Origin of the sequence: Microbacterium sp. YJN-G, from assembly GCF_015040615.1 — a bacterium.
In the GTDB taxonomy this organism is placed as follows: domain Bacteria; phylum Actinomycetota; class Actinomycetes; order Actinomycetales; family Microbacteriaceae; genus Microbacterium.
In genome coordinates, this window is sequence record NZ_CP060402.1 from 1875598 (window position 1) to 1896545 (window position 20948).

Genomic DNA, 20948 nt, shown 5'->3' on the forward strand with positions numbered 1-20948 from the left:
CTGTCGAAGTATGAGCACATCGCGCAGTCTCGTTCCCGCCTGCATCATCGGTCTTGTCGGACTGCTCAGTCTGGGTGCCTGCGCCGCCGACCCCGGCGGCCGCGCCCCGGCGAGCTCGGATACCCCGGTCGGCCAGTCCCTGGGGTCTCTGATGCCCGCCCCTCCGGCCGGTGAGGTGACCGGCCAGGGCACGGTCATGGGTGCCGGCGGCGAGGTCGAGTTCTGCCTCGGCCCGGTCGCCGAGTCCTATCCCCCGCAGTGCTCCGGCGTGCCGCTGGAGGACTGGACGTGGGAAGGGATGGACGGCTCGGAGATTGTGGAAGGCGGGACCAGCGGGGACGTGCGCTGGGGCACCTACGCCGTGACCGGCACGTACGACGGCGCGAGCCTCACCGTGACCCGGCCGCCCGTGCCGCTCGCACTGTACGACCCGATGCCGTTCGACGACCCGAGCGACGGAAGCACGGGCGACGCCACCGAGGCGAGGCTGATGGCGATCCAGAGTCAGCTGCCCGAACTGCTGGGCACCGACGGCACCGTCTATCTCGACTCGTACCCGGCACGCGGATACCTCTGGGTCGACGTCGTCTGGGACGACGGCACCCTGCAGAGGGCCGCCGACGAGGACTTCGGCGAGGGCGTCGTCTTCATCCGCTCGGTACTGCGCGGCGTCGAGGGCTGAGTCAGAGGCGAGGGCCGGCTCAGGGGATCAGCGCGATCTTCCCGCCCGGATGCCCTCCGGCCAGCATCGCGTGCGCCTGCGGCGCCTGATCGAGCGGGAACTCGAGCGCCATCGGGACGACGAGCAGGCCGCGTTCGGCGAGGTCCACGAGATCGATCCGCGCAGCGTCACGGAACGCGGCGCTGGCGGGCTGGGATCCGGCGATCGCCCGGAACCCGTGTTCGGCCGCAGCACCGGATGCCGCGATCGTGACGATCCGCGCCCGGTCGGCGACCAGGGCGAGCGACGTGTCGACCGCCTCGGCCGTCCCGACGGCATCCAGGGCCGCGTCGATCCGGTCGGCGCCGAGGGCAGCCAGCGCCTCGTCGACGCGCGTCGAGAGCCCCGGTCCGTACGCCACCGGGATGCCGCCGTACCGGCGCACCTCTTCGAAGCGGGCCGGGCTCGCGGTGCCGATCACGCGGATGCCGCGTAGCGCGGCCTGCTGCAGCAGGCTCAGACCGACGGCGCCGGACGCGCCGTGCAGCAGCAGCGTCTGGCCGGCCTCGGCTCCGACGACGTGGAGCATCTCGGCGGCGGTGGTCCCGGCCAGCAGCAGGTTGGCGGCTTCGGGATGTGTCAGCGGCGCGGGCTTGCGCAGCACCTTCTGCGCGGGGACGGTCAGCGCGGTGGCGTACCCGCCGCGGACGCGGAACGCGATCACCTCATCGCCGACAGCGGCGGCGCCCGTGACGATCCCGGTGTCCGGTCCGATCGCCGTGACCACCCCCGACACCTCGTACCCGATCGGCACCGGCGGCTCGACCCCGGGCCTGGGCGCGGCCACGTGCTTGGCATCCGCCGGATTCACGCCGGCGGCGTGCACGCGGATCGTCACCTCGCCCGGACCGGGCGCGGGCGGCTCGTAGTCCTCGAATCGCCACTCCGCCGGCGCGCCCCAGGAAGGGGCGACCCAGCGCATCGCCATGTCAGAAGCCCAGCCGGCCGAGCTGCTTCGGGTCGCGCTGCCACTCCTTCGCCACGCGCACGTGCAGCTTGAGGAACACCCGCGTTCCCAGCAGCTCCTCGATGCCCGCACGCGCGGCCGCGCCGACATCGCGCAGGCGTGCGCCCTTGCGGCCGATGATGATCGCCTTCTGGCTGTCTCGCTCGACGACGATCGATGCGTACACATCGGTCAGGTCGCTGTCCTCGCGCGGCTCGACGTCGTCGACGACCACGGCAATCGAGTGCGGCAGCTCGTCGCGCACGCCCTCCAGCGCCGCCTCGCGGATGATCTCGGCGATGCGGTCCTCGGTCGACTCGTCGGTGACGATGCCGTCCTCGTACAGCCGGGGCCCTTCGGGCATGAGCTGCAGCATCTCGTCGGCCAGCACGTCCAGCTGCTCGCGGGTGAGCGCCGAGAGCGGGATGACCGCCGCCCAGTCCTCGCGCAGCGAATCCACCTCCATGAGCCGCTCGACGATCTCGTCCTTGTCCGCAGCATCCGTCTTCGTGACGATGGCGACCTTCTTCGCGCGCGGGTAGCCGTCCAGCGAGGCGGCGATCCGCCGGTCTCCCGGACCGACCTTCTCGGTCGCCGGCACGCAGAACCCGATCACGTCGACGTCGCCGAGCACCTGCTCGACGAGGTCGTTGAGCCGCTCGCCGAGCAGCGTGCGGGGCTTGTGGATGCCGGGGGTGTCGACGATCACGAGCTGCCCGTCCGGGCGGTTCAGGATGCCGCGGATCGCCCGTCTGGTCGTCTGCGGCTTCTCGCTCGTGATCGCGATCTTCTCGCCGACCAGCGCGTTGGTCAGCGTCGACTTGCCGACATTCGGCCGGCCCACGAACGTCACGAATCCGCTGCGCGTCTGCCCAGCCCTCCCAGTGTCGTCAGTCATCCCGGTGTCGTCAGTCATCCCGCTGTCCTCCGTCATCGTCCCTCTTCTGCCCATCCTCGTCCGGCGCGCGCTCGACGAACACCGTCGCGATGCCCCTGCCGCGTCCGCGCGATGCGCCGCCGGTGAGCACCAGCCCGTCGACGGTCGCCATCGCACCGGGCTGCGGGATCTGCCCGAGCGCCTTGCCCAGCAGCCCGCCGATCGAGTCGACGTCCTCGTCCTCGAGCTGCAGCCCGAACAGATCGCCGACATCCTCCAGCGGCAGACGCGAGTTGACCCGGTACCGTCCGGCCCCCAGTTCGACGACCTCGGCAGGGTTGCGGTCGTACTCGTCCGCGATCTCGCCGACGAGCTCCTCGATGAGGTCCTCGAGGGTGACCAGGCCCGAGATCCCGCCGTGCTCGTCGACGACGATGCACACGTGCACGGCATCCCGCTTCATCTGCTGCAGCAGCGTCTCGGCGCGCATCGACTCGGGGACGAACACCGCCGGCCGCGCGATCGGCCGCACCGGCGCACCGCGCCAGGAGCTCTCGTCGCGGTACGCGAACTGCACGAGGTCCTTCAGGTACAGCACTCCCACGACGTCGTCGGCCTCGTCGTCGACGACCGGCATCCGCGAGACTCCGCTGCGCAGGAACAGATCCATCGCCTCGGTCGTGGTCGCCGTCGCATCGACCGCGAGCATCTCGGTGCGGGGCACCATGACGGCGCGCACGAACTGGTCGGTGAAGTCGAACACCGAGTGGATGAGGTCGCGGTCGTCCTCCTCGATGAGGTCGTTCGACGCCGCCTCGTCGACCATGCTCAGCAGCTGCTCCTCCGAGGCGAAGCTGCTGCGTCCGGTGCCGGGCGTCACCCGGCGTCCGGCGCTGACCAGTGCCTGGGCGAGCGGGCCGAGCAGAATTCGCACGCCGCGCACGGTGGGCGACCACGCCTGCAGCATCGTCGCCGCGTGCAGCCGGCCGAACGAGCGCGGGCTCGCCCCGACCAGCACGAAGGTGATGGCCGTCATCAGCAGCGCGGCGGCCAGCATGGCCCACCAGATGCTCGGCAGCAGCGAGTCGAGTGCGACCGTGACGAGCACCGCCGCGGTGGTCTCGGACAGCACGCGCATGAACGCCACGGCGTTGACGTGCGGGTCGGGGTCCGCCGCGATCGTGCGCAGCGCCTTGGCGTTGCGTCCCTCGGCGGCCAGCTCTTCGATACCCGAGCGCGAGGTCACCGAGAACGCCGCGTCCACGGCGGCCATGAGGCCGCCGAAGGCGACCAGCAGCACGGCCGCCGCGAGGAGTATCGCCGGTGTCATCGACGGCGCTCGGCCTGTGCGAACGCCTCGATCAGCGACTTCTGCAGTCCGAACATCTCGCGCTCGTCCTCGGGCTCGGCGTGGTCGAAGCCCAGCAGGTGCAGCAGTCCGTGGGTGGTCAGCAGGATGAGCTCGTCCATCAGCGTGTGCCCGGCAGTCTGCGCCTGGGCCTCGGCCACCTGCGGGCACAGCACGATGTCACCGAGCAGGCCGGGGGCCGTCGGGCGATCGGGGGTGCCGGGGCGCAGCTCGTCCATCGGGAAGCTCAGCACGTCGGTGGGGCCGGGCTCGTCCATCCACTGCACGTGCAGCGACTCCATCGCACCCTCGTCGACGAGCACGATCGCGACCTCGGCATCCGGGCTGACATGCAGCTGCGCGAGGTTGAAGTCGGTCAGCCGCTGCAGCACCGTCTCGTCGACGTCGACCGCCGACTCGTTGTTGATCTCGATCATTCCAGGCCCCGTCTCGGCTTGCGGTCTCTCAGATTGGGGCGCATGCCCGCGCGCCGGTCGGCGCGGTTGGCGAACTCGTGCGCCTGCTCGCGCTCCACACGGGCTGCGGTGCGCTTCTCGTCGTACTCGCTGTAGGCGTCGACGATGCGCCCGACGAGCGAGTGGCGCACGACATCGTCGCTGGTCAGGCGCGAGAAGTGGATGTCGTCGATGTCGCCGAGCACCCGGGTGACCAGTCGCAGGCCCGAGGCGCCGGTGGGCAGGTCGACCTGGGTGATGTCGCCGGTGACCACCATCTTCGTGCCGAAGCCGAGCCGGGTCAGGAACATCTTCATCTGCTCGGGCGTGGTGTTCTGCGCCTCGTCGAGCACGACGAACGAGTCGTTCAGGGTGCGTCCGCGCATGTACGCGAGCGGGGCGACCTCGATGGTGCCCGTCGCCATCAGGCGGGGCACGACCTCGGGGTCCATCATCTCGTTGAGCGCGTCGTACAGCGGGCGCAGGTACGGGTCGATCTTGTCGGTGAGCGAGCCGGGCAGGAAGCCGAGCCGCTCCCCCGCCTCGACAGCCGGCCGGGTCAGGATGATGCGCTGCACCTCTTTGCGCTGCAGCGCCTGCACGGCCTTGGCCATCGCGAGATAGGTCTTGCCTGTTCCCGCAGGGCCGATACCGAAGACGATCGTGTTCTGCTCGATCGCGTCGACGTACTCCTTCTGCCCGAGGGTCTTGGGGCGGATGACGCGGCCGCGGGTGGAGAGGATCGCCTCGCCGAGCACCTCGCTGGGGCGGGGCCCGTCGTCGCGGCGCAGCATCTTCGCCGAGTGCTCGACATCGCTGGGCAGCAGGTCGTGGCCCGAGCGGGTCATCTCGAGCAGCTCTTCGACGAGCTTCATGGCCGCCTCGACGTCGGCATCCGAACCGCCGAGGTTGATCTCGTTGCCGCGGACCAGCACCTGCACCCGGGGGTGCTGCTTCTCGAGCATGCGCAGCAGCCGGTCCTGCGGGCCGAGCAGCTGCACCATGGCGACCCCGTCGGCGTAGATGCGCTCGGTGCGTTCAGGCTGAGCGGGGAACTGCGGGGCGGGTGCGTCAGAAGCCAACGAGCTTGCCCTCCTCGATGTCGGCGAGCACGTGCGCGTGCACGTGGAAGACGGACTGTCCGGCGCTGGGGCCGTTGTTGAAGATCAGACGATACTCCCCGTTGGAGTGCTCGGCGGCGATCTCCTTGGCCATCGCGACCATCTCGGCCATCAGGCCCGGGTCACCGGCGGCGAGCTCGGTGACGTCGCGGTACTGCTCGGTGACCGGGATGATCAGCACGTGCACGGGTGCCTGCGGGTTGATGTCGCGGATGGCGAAGACCCGCTCGGTCCGGGCGACGAAGTCGCCCGGGATCTCGCCGTTCAGGATCCGGGTGAAGATCGAGGGTTCGGTCATGCGTTCAGTCTACTGAGCGGATGCCGCGCCCGGCCGGGCACGGTCTTCCATCGTCCGGGTACGGCTCACCAGCGCCCGATGGCTCCGGACAGCACGGCGATCGCCGCGGGACCGGCGGTCGAGGTGCGCAGCACGGTGTCGCCCAGGCGCACGCGCTCGGCTCCGGCCTCCTCGAGCCTCTCCAGCTCCTCGGAGGCGATGCCGCCCTCGGGTCCGACGACCAGCACGATGTCACGTCCGTCGGAGCGGATGCCGGTCAGTCGGGTCTCGGTCCACGGGTCGAGCACGAGCATCCTGGCATCCTCGGCCCGCTTCGCGAGCTGGGCGGTGGACTCCACCGGCGCGACGGAGGGCACCCACGCGCGGTGCGCCTGCTTGGCGGCCTCGCGGACGATGCTCGCCCACCGCTCGCGCCCCTTGGCGGCCTTGGGGCCGTCCCAGCGCGAGACGCTGCGCGCCGCCTGCCAGGGGACGATCTCGTCGGCGCCCAGTTCGCAGGCCGCCTGGATGGCGAGCTCGTCGCGGTCACCCTTCGCGAGGGCCTGCACGAGCACGATCCGCGAGGACGGACGCTCCTGCACGCTGCGGGCGCCGATGCGCACGGTCACCCGCGACGCCGACACATCCTCGACGGCGCCCTCCAGCCAGGTGCCGGTGCCGTCGCCGAGGGTGATGGTCTCTCCCAGCCGCACCCGCCTGACGGTCGAGGCGTGCTTGGCCTCGGTGCCGGTGAGGGCGATGACGTCGCCGACCGCGGCATCCGTGCAGTCGGGGACGATGAAGTGCAGCGCCATGTCGGATCCGATCGTCGAGAGGGCGGTCAGTGGCTGCGGAACCGGTCGCGCAGCTTCGAGAACAGCCCCTGCTGGAACTGCGCGAGCTGCGGCGCCGGAGCCTTCGCCTTCTTGGCGAATTCCTCGATGAGCTTGCGCTGCGCCGAGTCGAGGCGGGTGGGGGTGACCACCTGCACGCCCACGCGCAGATCCCCACGCTGGCTGCCGCGCAGCGGCGTCACGCCGCGACCGGCGATGGTGAGCACGTCGCCGGACTGCACGCCGGCGCGCAGCTCGAGGTCGACCGTGCCGTCGAGCCCGTCGATGGTGGTGGTCGCGCCGAGGATGGCATCCGTCATCGACACCTCCAGCGTCGCGAGCAGATCGTCGCCCTCACGGCTGAACACCGGGTGGGGCGCGACCGTGACCTCGACGTAGAGGTCGCCGTTCGGGCCGCCCGCGCGGCCGACGGCGCCGGAGCCGGGCAGCTGCAGGCGCAGGCCGGTCTCGACGCCCGCGGGGATGTCGAGCGACACCGTGCGCCGGGTGCGCACGCGACCCTGGCCGGCGCATCCGCCGCAGGGGTAGGCGATGGTCGTGCCGAAGCCCTCGCACGAGCCGCACGGCTGGGTGGTGATGACGTTGCCGAGAAGGCTGCGCACCTGACGCTGCACGTGGCCGGTGCCGCCGCAGACGTCGCACGTCACCGGCGAAGTGCCCGGCTGGCAGCAGCTGCCCTGACAGGTCTCGCAGAGCACGGCCGTGTCGACCTCGATGTCGCGGTGCACGCCGAAGACGACGTCGCCGAGCTCGAGGCCGACCCGCACGAGGGCATCCTCGCCGCGCTCCCGCCGCGACCGCGGGCGCGCCGTCCGCCCTCCGCCGCCCGCACCGAAGAAGGTCTCGAAGATGTCGCCGAAGCCCCCGAAGCCGCCGAAGCCGCCGTTCTCGTCGCCGCCCATGTCGTAGCGGCGCCGCGAGTCCTCGTCGCTGAGCACGTCGTATGCGTGCGTCACCAGCTTGAACCGCTCGGCGGCATCCTCCCCCGGGTTCACATCGGGGTGCAGCTGCCGCGCGAGCTTGCGGTAGGCCTTCTTGATCTCGTCCTGGGAGGCGTCGCGGGACACCCCGAGGACCTCATAATGATCCGCCACGTTCACCTTTCTGCGTGTGTGTGCGTGCGTCTTCGACGGAGCGCGTCAGTGGGCGCTGCCGTCCTCCTCGAGCATCCGCGACAGGTAGCGGGCCACGGCGCGGGCCGCGGCGAGGTTGCTCGGATAGTCCATGCGCGTGGGACCCATCACGCCCACGCGCGCCATGCCGCCGGGGGCGGCGTAGTTGCTGGCCACGATCGACGCCTCGCCGAGGCCGAACGGGGCGTTCTCGGTGCCGATGCTCGTCGCGAGGCCGTGCTCGTCGGTGACCATCTCACTCATCAGCCGCAGCAGCGTGACCTGCTCCTCGATGGCCTCCAGCAGCGGATGGATGCTGCCGCGGAAGTCGTGCTCGCGACGCGCGAGCGTCGCCGCTCCCGCCATCACCAGCCGCTCCTGGCGGAACTCGGCGAGTTCCTCGGAGATCACGGCGGCGAGGGTGTCCAGCGCCGGCTGCAGGCGCATCGCTGCGGCATCCGCACCGCCCAGGGTGAGGATGCGCTCGGTCGCCTCGCTCACCGCGCGGCCGGTGATCAGCGCCGAGATCCGTGCGCGCATGACCGCCACGTCGGCCTCGTCGATGTCCAGCGGCAGCGGTGCGATGCGCTGCGACACACCACCCGCGTCGGTCACCATCACCACCAGCACGCGGTTCGGGGAGAGCGCGACCAGTTCGATGTGGGTGATGCTGGCGCGCGCGAACGACGGGTACTGTGCCAGGGCCACCTGCCCGGTGAGCTGCGTGAGCACGCGCACGGTGCGGGCCATGAGGTCGTCGAGATCGGAGGGATCGGCGAGGAACGATTCGATCGCACTGCGCTGCGGACCCGACAGCGGCCGCAGCTGGGCGAGATGGTTCACGAACACCCGGTAGCCCTTGTCCGTGGGCACGCGACCGGATGAGGTGTGCGGCGCGGCGATCAGCTCTTCGTCCTCGAGCTGCGCCATGTCGTTGCGGATGGTCGCCGCCGACACCCCGAAGGCGTGCCGCTCGACGATCGACTTGCTGCCGACGGGCTCGTGGGTGGCGACATAGTCCTGCACGATCGCACGGAGAACCTCGAGTCCTCGTTCCGTGACCATGTCGCTCCCTTCTGGCACTCCCCCGGTCTGAGTGCCAATTCTACCCCGGGACCCAGGTCAGTCGGTGAGGGCGCGGACGACCGCGTCGGCGAGCAGCCGGCCGCGCAGGGTGAGGCGCACCCGGCGGTCGCGCAGCGCGGATGCCGCATCGACGAGCCCGTCCGAGATGAGCTCGGCGACGCGATCACGACGGGTCGGCTCGATGTCGGCGATCGGCAGTCCCTCGGCAAGACGACTCTGCAGCAGCACCCGCTCGAGGGTGCGCGCCTGAGCATCCGGGCGCTCGCGGCCCGCGGCCGGCGACTCCCCCGACGCCAGGCGCTGCGCGTACGCGGCGGGATGCTTCACGTTCCACCACCGCAGGCCCGCGACATGACTGTGCGCACCGGGACCGAACCCCCACCAGTCCGAACCGCGCCAGTACGCCAGGTTGTGCCGTGAGCGGTTGCGGTCCTCGCGCGCCCAGTTGCTCACCTCGTACCAGGCGAACCCGGCCTCGGCCAGCCGCCGGTCGGCGGTCTCGTACATGTCGGCCTGCAGGTCGTCGTCCGGGGTCGGAACCTCGCCGCGGCGGATCTGCCTGGCCAGCTTCGTGCCGTCCTCGATGATGAGCGCGTAGGCCGAGATGTGGTCGGGCTGCAGCCCGATCGCCTCGTCCAGCGATCGCTCCCAGTCCGCCGGCGACTCGCCCGGCGCGCCGTAGATGAGGTCGACGCTGACGTCGAGCCCGGCCTCCCGCGCCGCGCGGACGGCCGTGGCGACGTTCTCGGGGCGGTGCGTGCGATCCAGCGCCGCCAGCACGTGCGGCACGGCCGACTGCATCCCGATCGAGAGGCGGGTCACCCCCGCCTCCCTCAGCGTGTCGACAACCGCCGGCGTCACGGTGTCGGGGTTCGCCTCGACGGTCACCTCGGCGCCGTCACGGATGCCGAAGGCGTCGGATGCCGCGTGCAGCATCCGCGCCAGGTCACCAGGCGGCAGCAGCGTCGGCGTGCCGCCGCCGAAGAAGACCGTGTCGAGCGGGCGCACGGCATCCGCCTCGCCGAGCACCTCACGGGCCAGGGCGATCTCTCGGATCAGCGTGTCGGCGTACTCGTCCTGCCGCGCGCCGCGCAGCTCACTGGACGTATAGGTGTTGAAGTCGCAGTACCCGCACCGCACCCGGCAGAACGGCACGTGCAGATACGCCGACAGCGGCATCGACGCATCGACATCGAGATCCTGGGGCAGCCGGCCGTCGGGCGGCGCCGGATCCCCCACGGGAAGCGGTCCTGCCATCAGATGGGCGTGGTGTACAGCGGCGAGATCGCCCGCAGGTAGCGCGCGAACAGCTCACGGCGACGGCGACGCACCATGCCGGGCAGGCGGTAGAGCAGCGAGACGGGTGCGTCGAAGGCACGCACGGTGAACCAGACCTCGTCGGTGTCGTCACGCCAGTCGATGTCGAACGACTCCTCGCCGCTGACCACCGATCCGCGGACGGTGCCCAGCACGAAGCCGATCCGGCGGCGCTCCTCGGTGACCGAGATGACGCGCAGCTCGGCATCCGCGCGCATCCCGTTGACGCGCCCGCGCAGCTTCAGGGTCATCCCCGGCGCGACGTACGGCGTGCCCTCGGAGTCGAAGCGCTGCTCGACCTGGCTGCGGTTCGGGGCGATGGGAGCGCCCTCGGCGTCGAAGCTGACACCCGTGTACGCGGTGCCAGATTCGGGCCGCACGTCCGAGAGCTCGAGCCCGGCGGCGCGCTGCGCCGTCCACGACAGCAGTGCCTCGCCGGCGGAGCGGAACCGCTCCTCGCCGCTGCCGATGCGCCAGGTCTCCTCGGCCGGGATGCTGTGCTCCGGCGGATACTGCATGAGATCCGGGGCGTGCGTCGCCCCGACCGCGGCATAGTCGACCGTGCCTTCTCGGAATGTCCCGCGACGCATGTGCACAACCCTACGTGACGCGCCTGGACGGCGCCCTGATGCCCTCCGCCGTTTCGCGAAAGGGCCCGACCGGTCCTGCGGACCGCCTACTTCTTGGTCTCGACGTCACCCGACAGGGCGGCGATGAACGCCTCCTGGGGCACCTCGACGCGGCCGACCATCTTCATCCGCTTCTTGCCCTCCTTCTGCTTCTCGAGCAGCTTGCGCTTGCGGCTGATGTCACCGCCGTAGCACTTGGCGAGCACGTCCTTGCGGATCGCGCGGATGGTCTCGCGGGCGATGATGCGCGCGCCGATGGCGGCCTGGATGGGCACCTCGAACTGCTGGCGAGGGATGAGCTTGCGCAGCCGCTCGGCCATCATCGTGCCGTAGGCGTAGGCCTTCTCGCGGTGCACGATCGAGCTGAACGCGTCGACCTTGTCGCCCTGCAGCAGGATGTCGACCTTCACCAGGTCGGCCTCCTGCTGACCCGAGGGCTCGTAGTCCAGCGAGGCGTAGCCCTGGGTCTTGGACTTGAGCTGGTCGAAGAAGTCGAAGACGATCTCGCCGAGCGGCATGTTGTAGCGCAGTTCGACGCGCTCCTCGGAGAAGTACTCCATGCCCAGCAGCGAGCCGCGCCGCGACTGGCACAGCTCCATCACGGTGCCGACGTAGTCCTTCGGCAGCAGGATGGCGGCCTTGACCATGGGCTCGGACACCGAGGCGACGCGGCCGTCGGGATACTCGCTGGGGTTGGTGACGATGACCTTCTCGCCGTTGTCGGTGGTGACCTCGTAGATCACGCTGGGAGCCGTGGTGATGAGGTCGAGACCGAACTCGCGCGACAGGCGCTCGGTGATGATCTCGAGGTGCAGCAGACCGAGGAAGCCGCAGCGGAAGCCGAAGCCGAGCGCCACCGAGGTCTCGGGCTCGTACTGCAGCGAGGCGTCGGAGAGCTTGAGCTTGTCGAGTGCCTCGCGCAGCTCGGCGTAGTCGCTGCCGTCGATCGGGTAGATGCCCGAGAAGACCATCGGCTTCGGATCGGTGTAGCCGGGAAGGGCCTCGGATGCCGAACCACGGGCGGTGGTGACCGTGTCGCCGACCTTCGACTGGCGCACATCCTTCACACCGGTGATGAGGTAGCCCACCTCGCCGACGCCGAGACCCTTGGTGGGGATCGGCTCGGGGCTGGAGACGCCGATCTCGAGCAGGTCGTGCGTCGCCTTGGTCGACATCATCTGGATGCGCTCGCGCGGCTCGAGCTTGCCGTCGACCATGCGCACATAGGTGACCACGCCGCGGTACGCGTCGTAAACCGAGTCGAAGATCATGGCGCGGGCGGGCGCCTCGGGGTCGCCGACGGGCGCGGGGATCTCCTGCACGATGCGGTCGAGCAGGTCCTCGACGCCCAGGCCGGTCTTGCCCGAGACACGCAGCACGTCCTCTGGACGGCCGCCGATCAGGTCGGCGAGCTCCTTGGCGAACTTGTCGGGGTCGGCCGCCGGCAGGTCGATCTTGTTGAGCACCGGGATGATCGTCAGATCGTTCTCGAGCGCGAGATAGAGGTTCGCGAGCGTCTGGGCCTCGATGCCCTGGGCGGCGTCGACGAGCAGGATGGCGCCCTCGCAGGCGGCCAGGGAGCGCGACACCTCATACGTGAAGTCGACGTGCCCCGGGGTGTCGATCATGTTCAGGGCGAACACTTCTTCATTGGGTCCCTGAGCCTGTCGAAGGGCCCACGGCATCCGGACCGCCTGGCTCTTGATGGTGATGCCGCGCTCGCGCTCGATGTCCATGCGGTCGAGGTACTGCGCGCGCATGTCGCGGTCCGCCACGACGCCGGTGATCTGCAGCATCCGGTCGGCGAGAGTCGACTTGCCGTGATCGATGTGGGCGATGATGCAGAAGTTGCGGATCTGCGTGGCGGGAGTCGCCGAGGGCGACAGCGGAGTGAGAGCGCGGGGTGACATGGGGTCCTTGGTGGGGCCGGAAGCGTTCTGACGATTCTACGTTCAGCGGCCCGGAATCCCCATTCCGGAGAACCGATGATAGTCTCGCGAAGTTGCCCTCGAGCGTCTGACACCGGATGCCATGGAGCACAGGACTCCGTCACAGCCGCCCACGCTGTCGATGTGCGCCGCGGCGTGGATGATGCTTGAATGACTTCCCGACCCAGCGCTGCGTCGGCAGATCCCGCGCGCGCTGTAGAAGAGAAAGAATCACCACCTTGATCAAGTATCTCGTGCGCCGGACGATCGGCTGGCTGCTCATGATCGTGGTCGCGACCAACATCACCTATTTCCTGGCCTGGTCCTTCCTCGATCCGCGCAGCAACTACGTGGCCCGACGTCCCCCGCTCAGCCCGGAGCAGATCGAGAATCTGCTCGGACCGCGCAATCTCAGTGAGAGCACTCCGCTGATCGAGAGGTGGTGGACCTGGTTCTCCGGAATCCTGTTCCGCTGGGACTGGGGGGTGAGCCCCACCGGGGGCTCGGTGAACGAGCAGATCGGCTTCCGCATGTGGGTCAGCGCCGAGCTGGTGCTCGGTGCGACGATCATCATGACGGTGCTCGGCATCTGGATCGGCGTCTACACCGCCTCGCGCCAGTACAAGCTCGGTGACCGCATCTGGCAGGCCGTGTCGATCGTCACGATGAACATCAACATCATCGTCGCGGGCCTGGCCGTGGTGATCCTCGCGATCAACTTCAACAACTGGGTCGGCGAGCGGGTGTTCTTCGTCACCGGTTCCTCGAGTGAGGGAGTGACCGGCTTCTTCCCCGTGATCATCGATGCGCTGCAGCATCTGATCCTGCCGACGGTCGCCCTCGTGATCACCGGGTACGCGGCGACGCACTTCCTGCAGCGCTCGCTGCTGCTCGACAACATCAAGGCCGACTACGTGCGCACCGCGCGGGCGAAGGGCCTCACCAAGCAGCAGGCGATCCGCCGTCACGCGCTGCGCACCGCCCTCATCCCCGTCTCGACCCAGGTCGCCTTCGCGATCCCCGGCATCTTCACCGGCGCGATCCTGACCGAGACGATCTTCGCCTGGCAGGGCATGGGCCGCTACTTCCTGACCACCATCAACGGCAACGACGTGCACGGCGTCGTGGCCGTCGCGGCGTTCGGCGCCGTGCTGACCGCGATCGGCGCCCTGCTCGCCGACATCGCCGTCGTGGTCCTCGACCCGCGAGTGAGGGTGAGCTGAACATGAGCACCGAGATGATCGACCCCACGGTGCAGCCCGCAGTGGGCCCCGAGACCACCGCAGAGCGCATTCCCGCGAAGCAGCTGAGCAAGTGGACGCTGTACCGCCGCCGCTTCATGCGCAACAAGCCCGCCGTCGCCGGCATCGTGATCTTCGGGCTGATGGTGGTGTACTCCATCGTCGTGCCGCTCACCTCGCCGTACACGATCGAGGACATGGACTTCCTGGCCCTCAGCGCCGGTCCGTCGGCCGAGCACTGGTTCGGCACGAACGCCTCCGGCAACGACACGTGGACCCAGACCGCGGTGGGCCTGCAGCGCTCGCTGATGATCGCCGTCACCGTGTCTGTCGGCGTCACGATCCTCTCCGCCGTCGTCGGCGCAGCCGCCGCGTACTTCCGCGGCCGCATCGAGAAGGTCACGCTGCTGGTCATCCACTTCCTGATGGTCGTGCCGACGTTCCTCATCCTCGCGCTGGTCTCCAACGACGCCGGCGGCGACTGGCGGGTGATCTCGCTCGCGATGATCTTCGTCAGCTGGTTCTTCCCCGCCCGCGTGATCTGGACGATGGCGCTCTCGCTGCGCGAGCGCGAGTACGTCGACGCGGCGCGCTACATGGGCGTGAGCGGCATGCGCATCGTGCTGCGTCACCTGGTGCCCAACATCGGGTCGCTGCTGGTGATCAACTTCACCCTCGGCGTCGTCACCGCGGTGATGACCGAGACCGGCCTGTCGTTCATCGGCTTCGGCGTGAAGATCCCCGACGTGTCGCTGGGCTCGCTGATCGGCATCGGCGCGGCGAGCGTGACCAGCGCCCCGTGGCTGTTCTACTTCCCCGCCCTGGCACTCACCCTGCTCACCGTCTCGATGGCGCTGGTCGCCGACGGTCTGCGCGACGCCCTCGATCCCACCTCGGCGGCAGGAGGCCGCGCATGAGCACTCCGACCTCGAAGACCATCCTGTCCGTCCGCGACCTGAAGGTCAGCTTCCCCTCCGAGGCTGGCCGTGTCGATGCCGTGCGCGGTGTCTCGTTCGACCTCGAGGCGGGCCGCACCCTCGGCATCGTCGGCGAGTCGGGCTCGGGCAAGTCGGTGACGTCGCTGGCGATCATGGGCCTGCTCGATGAGAGCGCCAAGGTCACCGGTTCGGTGCAGTTCGACGGCCAGGAGCTGCTCGGCAAGACCGACAAGCAGATGTCGATGATCCGCGGCAACGGGATCGCCATGATCTTCCAGGATCCGCTGACCTCGCTCACCCCGGTGTTCACGATCGGCGATCAGCTCGTCGAGGCGCTCACCGTGCATCGCAGCCTTTCCAAGCAGGCCGCGTGGGAGCGTGCGCTCGAACTGCTCACGCTGGTCGGCATCACCGATCCCGAGAAGCGGATGAAGTCGTTCCCGCACGAGTTCTCGGGCGGCATGCGCCAGCGCGTGGTGATCGCCATCGCCATGGCGAACAACCCGAAGCTGATCATCTGCGATGAGCCCACCACGGCCCTCGACGTAACCATCCAGGCGCAGATCCTCGATCTGATCGAGAAGGCGCAGCAGGAGACCGGCGCGGCGGTGATCATGATCACCCACGACATGGGCGTGGTCGCCCGCACCGCTGACGATGTCATGGTGATGTACGCGGGCAAGCCCGTCGAGCACGCCCCGGCGCACGAGCTGTTCCACAACACCCGGATGCCGTACTCCATCGGCCTGCTCGGGGCGATCCCCCGTGTCGACAAGGTGAAGAAGGAGCCCCTGATCCCGATCAAGGGCAACCCGCCGCTGCTGATCAACCTGCCCGACGCCTGCCCGTTCGCGGCGCGCTGCCCGATCGCGATCGACGCCTGCGTCAAGCGCGAGCCCGATCTGCTCCCCGTCGAGGCACAGTCCGGTGACAGCCACCTGGCTGCCTGCATCCGTGCGGACGAGATCGACTCCGATGGGCTCATCGGGGGTCTGCCCGTCTATCCGGCCATCCAGGTGCCCGAGAGCGACCTGACCCGCACTCCCCGCGAGGAGCGCCCGGTCACCCTCGAGGTGCGGAACATGGTCAAGACGTTCCCGCTGCTGAAGGGCGCCTTGTTCAAGCGCAAGGTCGGCGAGGTGCACGCGGTCAAGGGCATCAGCTTCGACGTGCGCGAGGGCGAGACGATGGCGATCGTCGGCGAGTCCGGTTCGGGCAAGACGACGACCCTGCTGCAGATCATGGACTTCGAGAAGCAGGAGGACGGCGACATCGTCATCGCCGGCACGAGCGTCAACGAGCTGCACGACCGCAAGCTCGAGCGCCGGCTCCGCCGCGACATCCAGATCGTGTTCCAGGACCCGATGGGCGCGCTCGACCCGCGCATGACGGTGGCCGACATCATCGCCGAGCCGCTGTTCGCCATCGGCACGCCCAAGACCGAGGCGTTCGCCAGAGTCGAGGAGCTGATGGACCTGGTCGGCCTGAACCCCGCGCACCGCGACCGGTTCCCCGGCGCGTTCTCGGGCGGTCAGCGCCAGCGCATCGGCATCGCCCGCGCCCTGTCGACGAACCCGAAGATCGTCGTGCTCGACGAGCCGGTCTCGGCGCTGGACGTGTCGATCCAGGCCGGCGTGATCAACCTGCTCGACGAGCTGAAGGTCAAGCTCGGACTGTCGTACCTGTTCGTGGCGCACGATCTGTCGGTGATCCGGCACATCGCCGACCGCGTGGCCGTCATGTACCTCGGCGAGTTCGTCGAGCACGGTGACGTCGACGAGGTCTTCGACAACCCGCAGCATCCGTACACGCAGGCGCTGCTGTCGGCCATCCCGGTTCCCGACCCCGACATCGAGCGCACCCGTCAGCGGGTGGTGTTCGACGCCGAGACGATGTCGACCCGTCCGGCGACGGTCTGACCATAACCTTCTTGTCACTGTCCGATAACGGTTAGTCACGATTCACTGCGCCCGTCGGCGCCTGGGTCGCGCCGACAACTAATCTCCCCTTATGACACGCCGAAAGGCGAAAGGAGCACCATGAAGCAGCACAAGCTGATGGGAGCGCTGGCACTCACCGGCGCTTTCGCACTCGTTCTCAGCGGGTGCGCGTCCAACACCGGCAACAACGGTGATGGAGGCGACAACGGCGACGGCGAAGCAGCTGGCGTCGAGGCGGCGGACTACAACCCGCAGCCCCGCGAGAACCTGAAGGAGGGTGGCGTCGCCAACTTCCCGATCAACGAGATCCCGGAGCAGCTGAACGCGTTCCACGGAGACGGCAGCGCCGACACCGCACGCGTGGCAGCGTGGTACATGCCCCAGATCCTGCTGCAGAAGCCGGACGGCACGCCGTACAAGCACGACGCGTACCTCGACGAGTGGAAGATCGACACGGTCGACGGCAAGACCCAGATCACCTTCACCTTCACGGAGGAGGCGACCTGGAACGACGGCACCCCGATGGACTGGACCGCCATCGACGCCACCTGGAAGGCCAACCGCTCGAACGACGAGGGCTTCGTCCCGAACGCGATCGACGGCTACAAGGAGATCGAGTCGGTCGAGCAGGGCGACAGCCCCAAGACCGCGATCGTCACCTTCAAGAGCGAGTTCGCCTGGCCGCAGATGCCGTTCCTGACGGGCGTCATCCACCCGGCTCTCGCCGACCCCGAGACGTTCAACACGGCGTTCATCGACAACCCGCACCCCGAGTGGGGCGCCGGTCCGTACACGATCGACTCGTTCGACGCGAACACCGACTTCGTCTCGTTCAAGCCGAACGACAAGTGGTGGGGCGACAAGCCGCTGCTCGAGAAGGTCACCTTCACGGGCATGGACTCGCAGGCCTCGATCAACGCGTTCAAGAACGGCGAGATCGACACCGTCGGCGTCGGCACCAAGGACCGCCTCGCGCAGGTCGCCGACATGGAGGACATCGAGATCTACCGTGCGATGCAGACGGCGAACACGCTGCTCGAGGTGGACGCCGAGAAGCCGCAGTTCGCCGACGTCGAGGTGCGCAAGGCCTTCTTCATGGGCATCAACATCGACCAGCAGAAGAAGATCGCCTGGAACGGCCTGGACTACACCGAGGAGCCCGCCGGTTCCTTCACGCTGTTCTCGTTCCAGCCGGGCTACAGCAACTCGCTTGAGAAGGCGGGCTGGAAGTACGACCCCGAGGCCGCGAACAAGATCCTCGACGACGCCGGCTGGGAGGCCGGTGCCGACGGCATCCGCGAGAAGGACGGCGTGAAGCTGTCGGTCACCTACCCGATCTTCAACGACGACCCGACGCAGGCGGCACTCGCCCAGTCGATCCAGGCGTCGCTGAAGGAGATCGGCTTCGAGGTGAAGGTGGACGTGCGTCCGCCGAACAAGTTCGCCGAGGACTACAACAACAAGAACTGGGACATCATGAGCCTCCGGTTCACCTCGTCCGACCCGTTCGGTGCGGCGTGGTTCTTCCAGCTGTACGGCCAGGACCAGGGCCTGAACCTGTCCGGCGTGCAGAACGCCGAGACCGACCAGCGGATCCACGACGAGGTCGAGTCGATCAAGGACCCGGTCAAGCAGACCGAGGCTGCGATGGAGCTCGAGGCTGAGATCTTCCAGGAGTGGGGCCTCATCCCGCTCTACAACGGACCGTCGATCTCGGCTGCCAAGAAGGGTCTGGCCAACCTGACCCCCGAGCCCTACGTGGGTCTCGACCTCTTCGGCGTGCAGCCGGTGGAGAACGTGGGCTGGGAGAAGTAATCCCAGGTGATCCGCTGCGCTCCGGCGCGACGATCTGAGCGGGGCCGGTGGTTCATCCACCGGCCCCGCTTTCCTATGCTGGAGGCATGACCCCCCAGGTGGTGCTCGTGCACGGCATCCGCACCTCCGCCACCATGTGGCGCTCCCAGGTCGAGCACCTGACCTCGCGCGGCATCGCGGTGACCGCGGTGAATCTTCCGGGGCACGGCACGCGCATGGCCGAGCCGTTCACGCTCGAGGAGGCCTTCCGCACGGTCGACACGGCCGTGCGCGAGGCTGCCGAACGCGGACCGGTGCTGCTGGCGGGGCACTCCATGGGCGGGCTGCTGTCGCTGGAGTACGTCGGCTCGGAGGATCCACCTCCGGTCGCCGCTCTCATCGCGGCATCCTGCACGTCACTCCCCCGCGGCGCCGCGCTGCTGACGTACCGGGCTCTCGCGGGCGCGTTCGATCGCCTCCCCGATCGGGGGCGATGGCTCACCGAGCGGGTGCTCGCGGCGACCATCCCGATCGAGAACCGGGCCGACTTCGCCGCAGGCGGTTACGCCCTCGACGCGCAGTCGGTCGTGCTGCGGAGCCTGTCGACGCTCGACCTGATGGCGGCGGTGCGCCGCATCCAGGCCCCGCTGTGGTTCGTGAACGGCCAGTTCGACCAGCTGCGTGCGCATGAGACGCTGTTCCGCCGGCTCGCCCCTCATGCCGAGCTGATCGTGGTGCCCCGCACCTCGCATCTGGTGACGGCGATGCGACCGAGGGTGTTCAACGCGGTGCTGGATCTCGCCCTGGCGACCCTCGACGCGCGCGAGGCGTGAGAGCGGCGCGTTCCGCGTGACGGCCCGATGCTGGTAACATTGACTCTTGGCTTGCGTGTGGGTTCGTCCCTCACGACCGCTGTCGACGCCCCTCTCCCGTCTGCAGCATCCGATCACCATCCAGACAGAAAGCGTCCACACGTGGCAAACATCAAGTCGCAGATCAAGCGCAACAAGACCAACCTGAAGGCGCAGGAGCGCAACAAGGCCGTCAAGAGCGAGCTGAAGACGTTCGTCCGCAAGACCCGCGAGGCCGTCGTCGCCGGTGACAAGGAGGCCGCTGAGGCCGCCCTCAAGGTCGCCTCCGTCAAGCTCGACAAGGCCGTCAGCAAGGGCGTCGTGCACAAGAACCAGGCGAAGAACCGCAAGTCGGCCATCGCCAAGCAGGTCGCCGCTCTCTGAGTCCTTCGACAGGCTCAGGAACCCAGGTCCTGACAGAAGGCCGTCCCGTTCGCGGGGCGGCCTTCTGCTGTGTCAGGCGCCGAAGGCGTCGCGGGTGGCGACGACGGTGACCATCCGCTCGAGCGCGAAGATCGGGTCGCGGGCGGCGCCCTTGACCTCGGCATCCGCGCGGGCGGTGGCCTGGATCGCCATGCCCAGGGAGCGCTCGTTCCAGCCGGAGAGGTCGCGCCGTGCCCGGTCGACCTGCCAGTCCTTCATGCCGAGCCGCTGCGCGAGCTGACGGCTGGGCTCACGGTTGCCGGCGACGCGCGCCATGGTGCGCAGCTTCATCGCGAAGGCGGCGACCATGGGCACCGGGTCGGCACCGGATGCGAGCGCGTGCCGCAGGGCGATCAGCGCCTCGCCGTACTTGCCGGCGATGGCCGTGTCGGCGACGACGAAGGCCGACACCTCGACCCGCCCGCCGTAGTACTTGCTGATGGTGTCGTCGGTGATGTCGCCCTCGACGTCGGCGATCAGCTGCTGGCAGGCGGCGGCGAGCTCGGTGAGGTCGTCGGCGAAGGCCGAGACGAGAGCACGCAGCGCGGTGGGGGCGATGCGCTTCTTCGCCGCCTTGAACTCCCCGGCCGCGAAGTCGACGCGGTCGCCGTCGCGCTTGACGGCCGCGCAGGGGATCTCGATGCCGTTGCCCGTGCCGGCGCGCACGGCATCCAGCAGCTTCTTGCCCCGCACGCTGGCACCGGTGTGCCGCAGGATGACGGTGGCGCCCTCCTGCGGGTTCTCGACGTACTTGACGGCCTCGAGCAGGAAGGCGTCCGAGCACTTCTCGACCCCCGCGACGCGGACCAGCCGCGGCTCGCCGAACAGCGACGGCGAGGTCACCGCCAGCAGGGTGCCTGCCGCGTAGTCGTCGGCCCGGATGTCGGTGACCTCCAGCGCCGGGTCCTCGGCGCGCAGGTAGTCGCGGACGCCGGCGATCGCGCGCTCGGCCAGCACCTCCTCGGGCCCCGAGACGAGCACGATCGGCGCCGGCCGCGGCTCGCGCCAGGCGACCTGCGGGATCTTGACGCCCTTCGCCGCGGCGCCGCCTGCGCGGGAGTTGGATCGGGGGGCAGCCATCACCCCAGCC

At 69.1% G+C, this 20948-nt stretch carries 20 protein-coding genes; 7 read left to right on the forward strand and 13 right to left on the reverse strand.

All coding sequences use genetic code 11. The annotated features are described in order from the left end of the window. Positions 1–10 precede the first annotated feature (10 nt). Positions 11–682 (forward strand): hypothetical protein, encoded by a 672-nt coding sequence (locus tag H7694_RS09015; RefSeq protein ID WP_193596206.1) that lies wholly within the window; start codon positions 11–13, stop codon positions 680–682. Between the two features lie 19 nt (positions 683–701). Here the strand turns inward: H7694_RS09015 and H7694_RS09020 are convergent, their stop codons facing one another. From H7694_RS09020 to lepA, 12 genes are all read right to left on the reverse strand, one after another. Continuing rightward, on the reverse strand, positions 702–1649 hold the full coding sequence (locus tag H7694_RS09020; RefSeq protein WP_193596207.1) for an NADP-dependent oxidoreductase: 948 nt from the start codon (positions 1647–1649) through the stop codon (positions 702–704). Position 1650: 1 nt separating this feature from the next. Beyond that, on the reverse strand, positions 1651–2565 hold the full coding sequence (gene era / locus H7694_RS09025) for a GTPase Era (RefSeq protein ID WP_193599147.1): 915 nt from the start codon (positions 2563–2565) through the stop codon (positions 1651–1653). 10 nt (positions 2566–2575) lie between these two features. After that, a complete protein-coding gene (locus H7694_RS09030) occupies positions 2576–3874 on the reverse strand; it encodes a hemolysin family protein (RefSeq protein WP_193596208.1) in 1299 nt (432 codons plus the stop codon). After that, complete coding sequence (ybeY, locus tag H7694_RS09035; protein WP_193596209.1) at positions 3871–4329, reverse strand: rRNA maturation RNase YbeY; 459 nt, start codon at positions 4327–4329, stop codon at positions 3871–3873. Before ybeY ends, H7694_RS09030 begins: the two co-directional genes overlap by 4 nt. Beyond that, positions 4326–5351, reverse strand: a complete 1026-nt coding sequence (locus tag H7694_RS09040) for a PhoH family protein (RefSeq protein WP_193599148.1) — start codon at positions 5349–5351, stop codon at positions 4326–4328. Before H7694_RS09040 ends, ybeY begins: the two co-directional genes overlap by 4 nt. Before the next feature lie 67 nt (positions 5352–5418). Then, positions 5419–5766, reverse strand: a complete 348-nt coding sequence (locus H7694_RS09045) for an HIT domain-containing protein (RefSeq protein ID WP_193596210.1) — start codon at positions 5764–5766, stop codon at positions 5419–5421. A 65-nt stretch (positions 5767–5831) separates the two neighbouring features. After that, the gene (locus tag H7694_RS09050; RefSeq protein WP_193596211.1) at positions 5832–6560 is read right to left on the reverse strand and encodes a 16S rRNA (uracil(1498)-N(3))-methyltransferase; all 729 of its coding nucleotides are present in this window, start codon (positions 6558–6560) and stop codon (positions 5832–5834) included. Positions 6561–6586: 26 nt separating this feature from the next. Beyond that, positions 6587–7693 carry a molecular chaperone DnaJ gene (dnaJ, locus tag H7694_RS09055; protein WP_193596212.1) on the reverse strand — a complete coding sequence of 369 codons (1107 nt, stop codon included), beginning with the start codon at positions 7691–7693 and terminating at the stop codon, positions 6587–6589. A gap of 45 nt (positions 7694–7738) precedes the next feature. Further along, complete coding sequence (hrcA, locus tag H7694_RS09060) at positions 7739–8776, reverse strand: heat-inducible transcriptional repressor HrcA (RefSeq protein ID WP_193596213.1); 1038 nt, start codon at positions 8774–8776, stop codon at positions 7739–7741. 57 nt (positions 8777–8833) lie between these two features. Beyond that, positions 8834–10054, reverse strand: a complete 1221-nt coding sequence (hemW, locus tag H7694_RS09065; protein WP_193596214.1) for a radical SAM family heme chaperone HemW — start codon at positions 10052–10054, stop codon at positions 8834–8836. Beyond that, a complete protein-coding gene (locus tag H7694_RS09070) occupies positions 10054–10704 on the reverse strand; it encodes a DUF1990 family protein (protein WP_193596215.1) in 651 nt (216 codons plus the stop codon). The genes hemW and H7694_RS09070 overlap by 1 nt, the downstream gene beginning before the upstream one ends. 86 nt (positions 10705–10790) lie before the next feature. Next, positions 10791–12653, reverse strand: a complete 1863-nt coding sequence (gene lepA, locus H7694_RS09075) for a translation elongation factor 4 (RefSeq protein ID WP_193596216.1) — start codon at positions 12651–12653, stop codon at positions 10791–10793. Between the two features lie 257 nt (positions 12654–12910). On the opposite strand from lepA, the gene H7694_RS09080 reads away from it, so the two are divergent. From H7694_RS09080 to rpsT, 6 genes are all read left to right on the forward strand, one after another. After that, on the forward strand, positions 12911–13894 hold the full coding sequence (locus H7694_RS09080) for an ABC transporter permease (protein WP_193596217.1): 984 nt from the start codon (positions 12911–12913) through the stop codon (positions 13892–13894). 2 nt (positions 13895–13896) lie between these two features. After that, positions 13897–14829, forward strand: a complete 933-nt coding sequence (locus H7694_RS09085; protein WP_227468041.1) for an ABC transporter permease — start codon at positions 13897–13899, stop codon at positions 14827–14829. Beyond that, the gene (locus H7694_RS09090) at positions 14826–16769 is read left to right on the forward strand and encodes an ABC transporter ATP-binding protein (protein WP_193596218.1); all 1944 of its coding nucleotides are present in this window, start codon (positions 14826–14828) and stop codon (positions 16767–16769) included. The genes H7694_RS09085 and H7694_RS09090 overlap by 4 nt, the downstream gene beginning before the upstream one ends. A gap of 120 nt (positions 16770–16889) precedes the next feature. Then, the gene (locus tag H7694_RS09095; protein ID WP_193596219.1) at positions 16890–18605 is read left to right on the forward strand and encodes an ABC transporter family substrate-binding protein; all 1716 of its coding nucleotides are present in this window, start codon (positions 16890–16892) and stop codon (positions 18603–18605) included. Between the two features lie 86 nt (positions 18606–18691). Then, on the forward strand, positions 18692–19417 hold the full coding sequence (locus tag H7694_RS09100) for an alpha/beta fold hydrolase (protein ID WP_193596220.1): 726 nt from the start codon (positions 18692–18694) through the stop codon (positions 19415–19417). A 141-nt stretch (positions 19418–19558) separates the two neighbouring features. Continuing rightward, entirely contained in the window at positions 19559–19819 is a 261-nt protein-coding gene (gene rpsT, locus H7694_RS09105) for a 30S ribosomal protein S20 (protein ID WP_193596221.1), read from the forward strand. 72 nt (positions 19820–19891) lie between these two features. Here rpsT and holA read toward each other — a convergent pair whose 3' ends face one another. Beyond that, the gene (gene holA / locus H7694_RS09110; protein WP_193596222.1) at positions 19892–20938 is read right to left on the reverse strand and encodes a DNA polymerase III subunit delta; all 1047 of its coding nucleotides are present in this window, start codon (positions 20936–20938) and stop codon (positions 19892–19894) included. Positions 20939–20948: the final 10 nt, after the last annotated feature.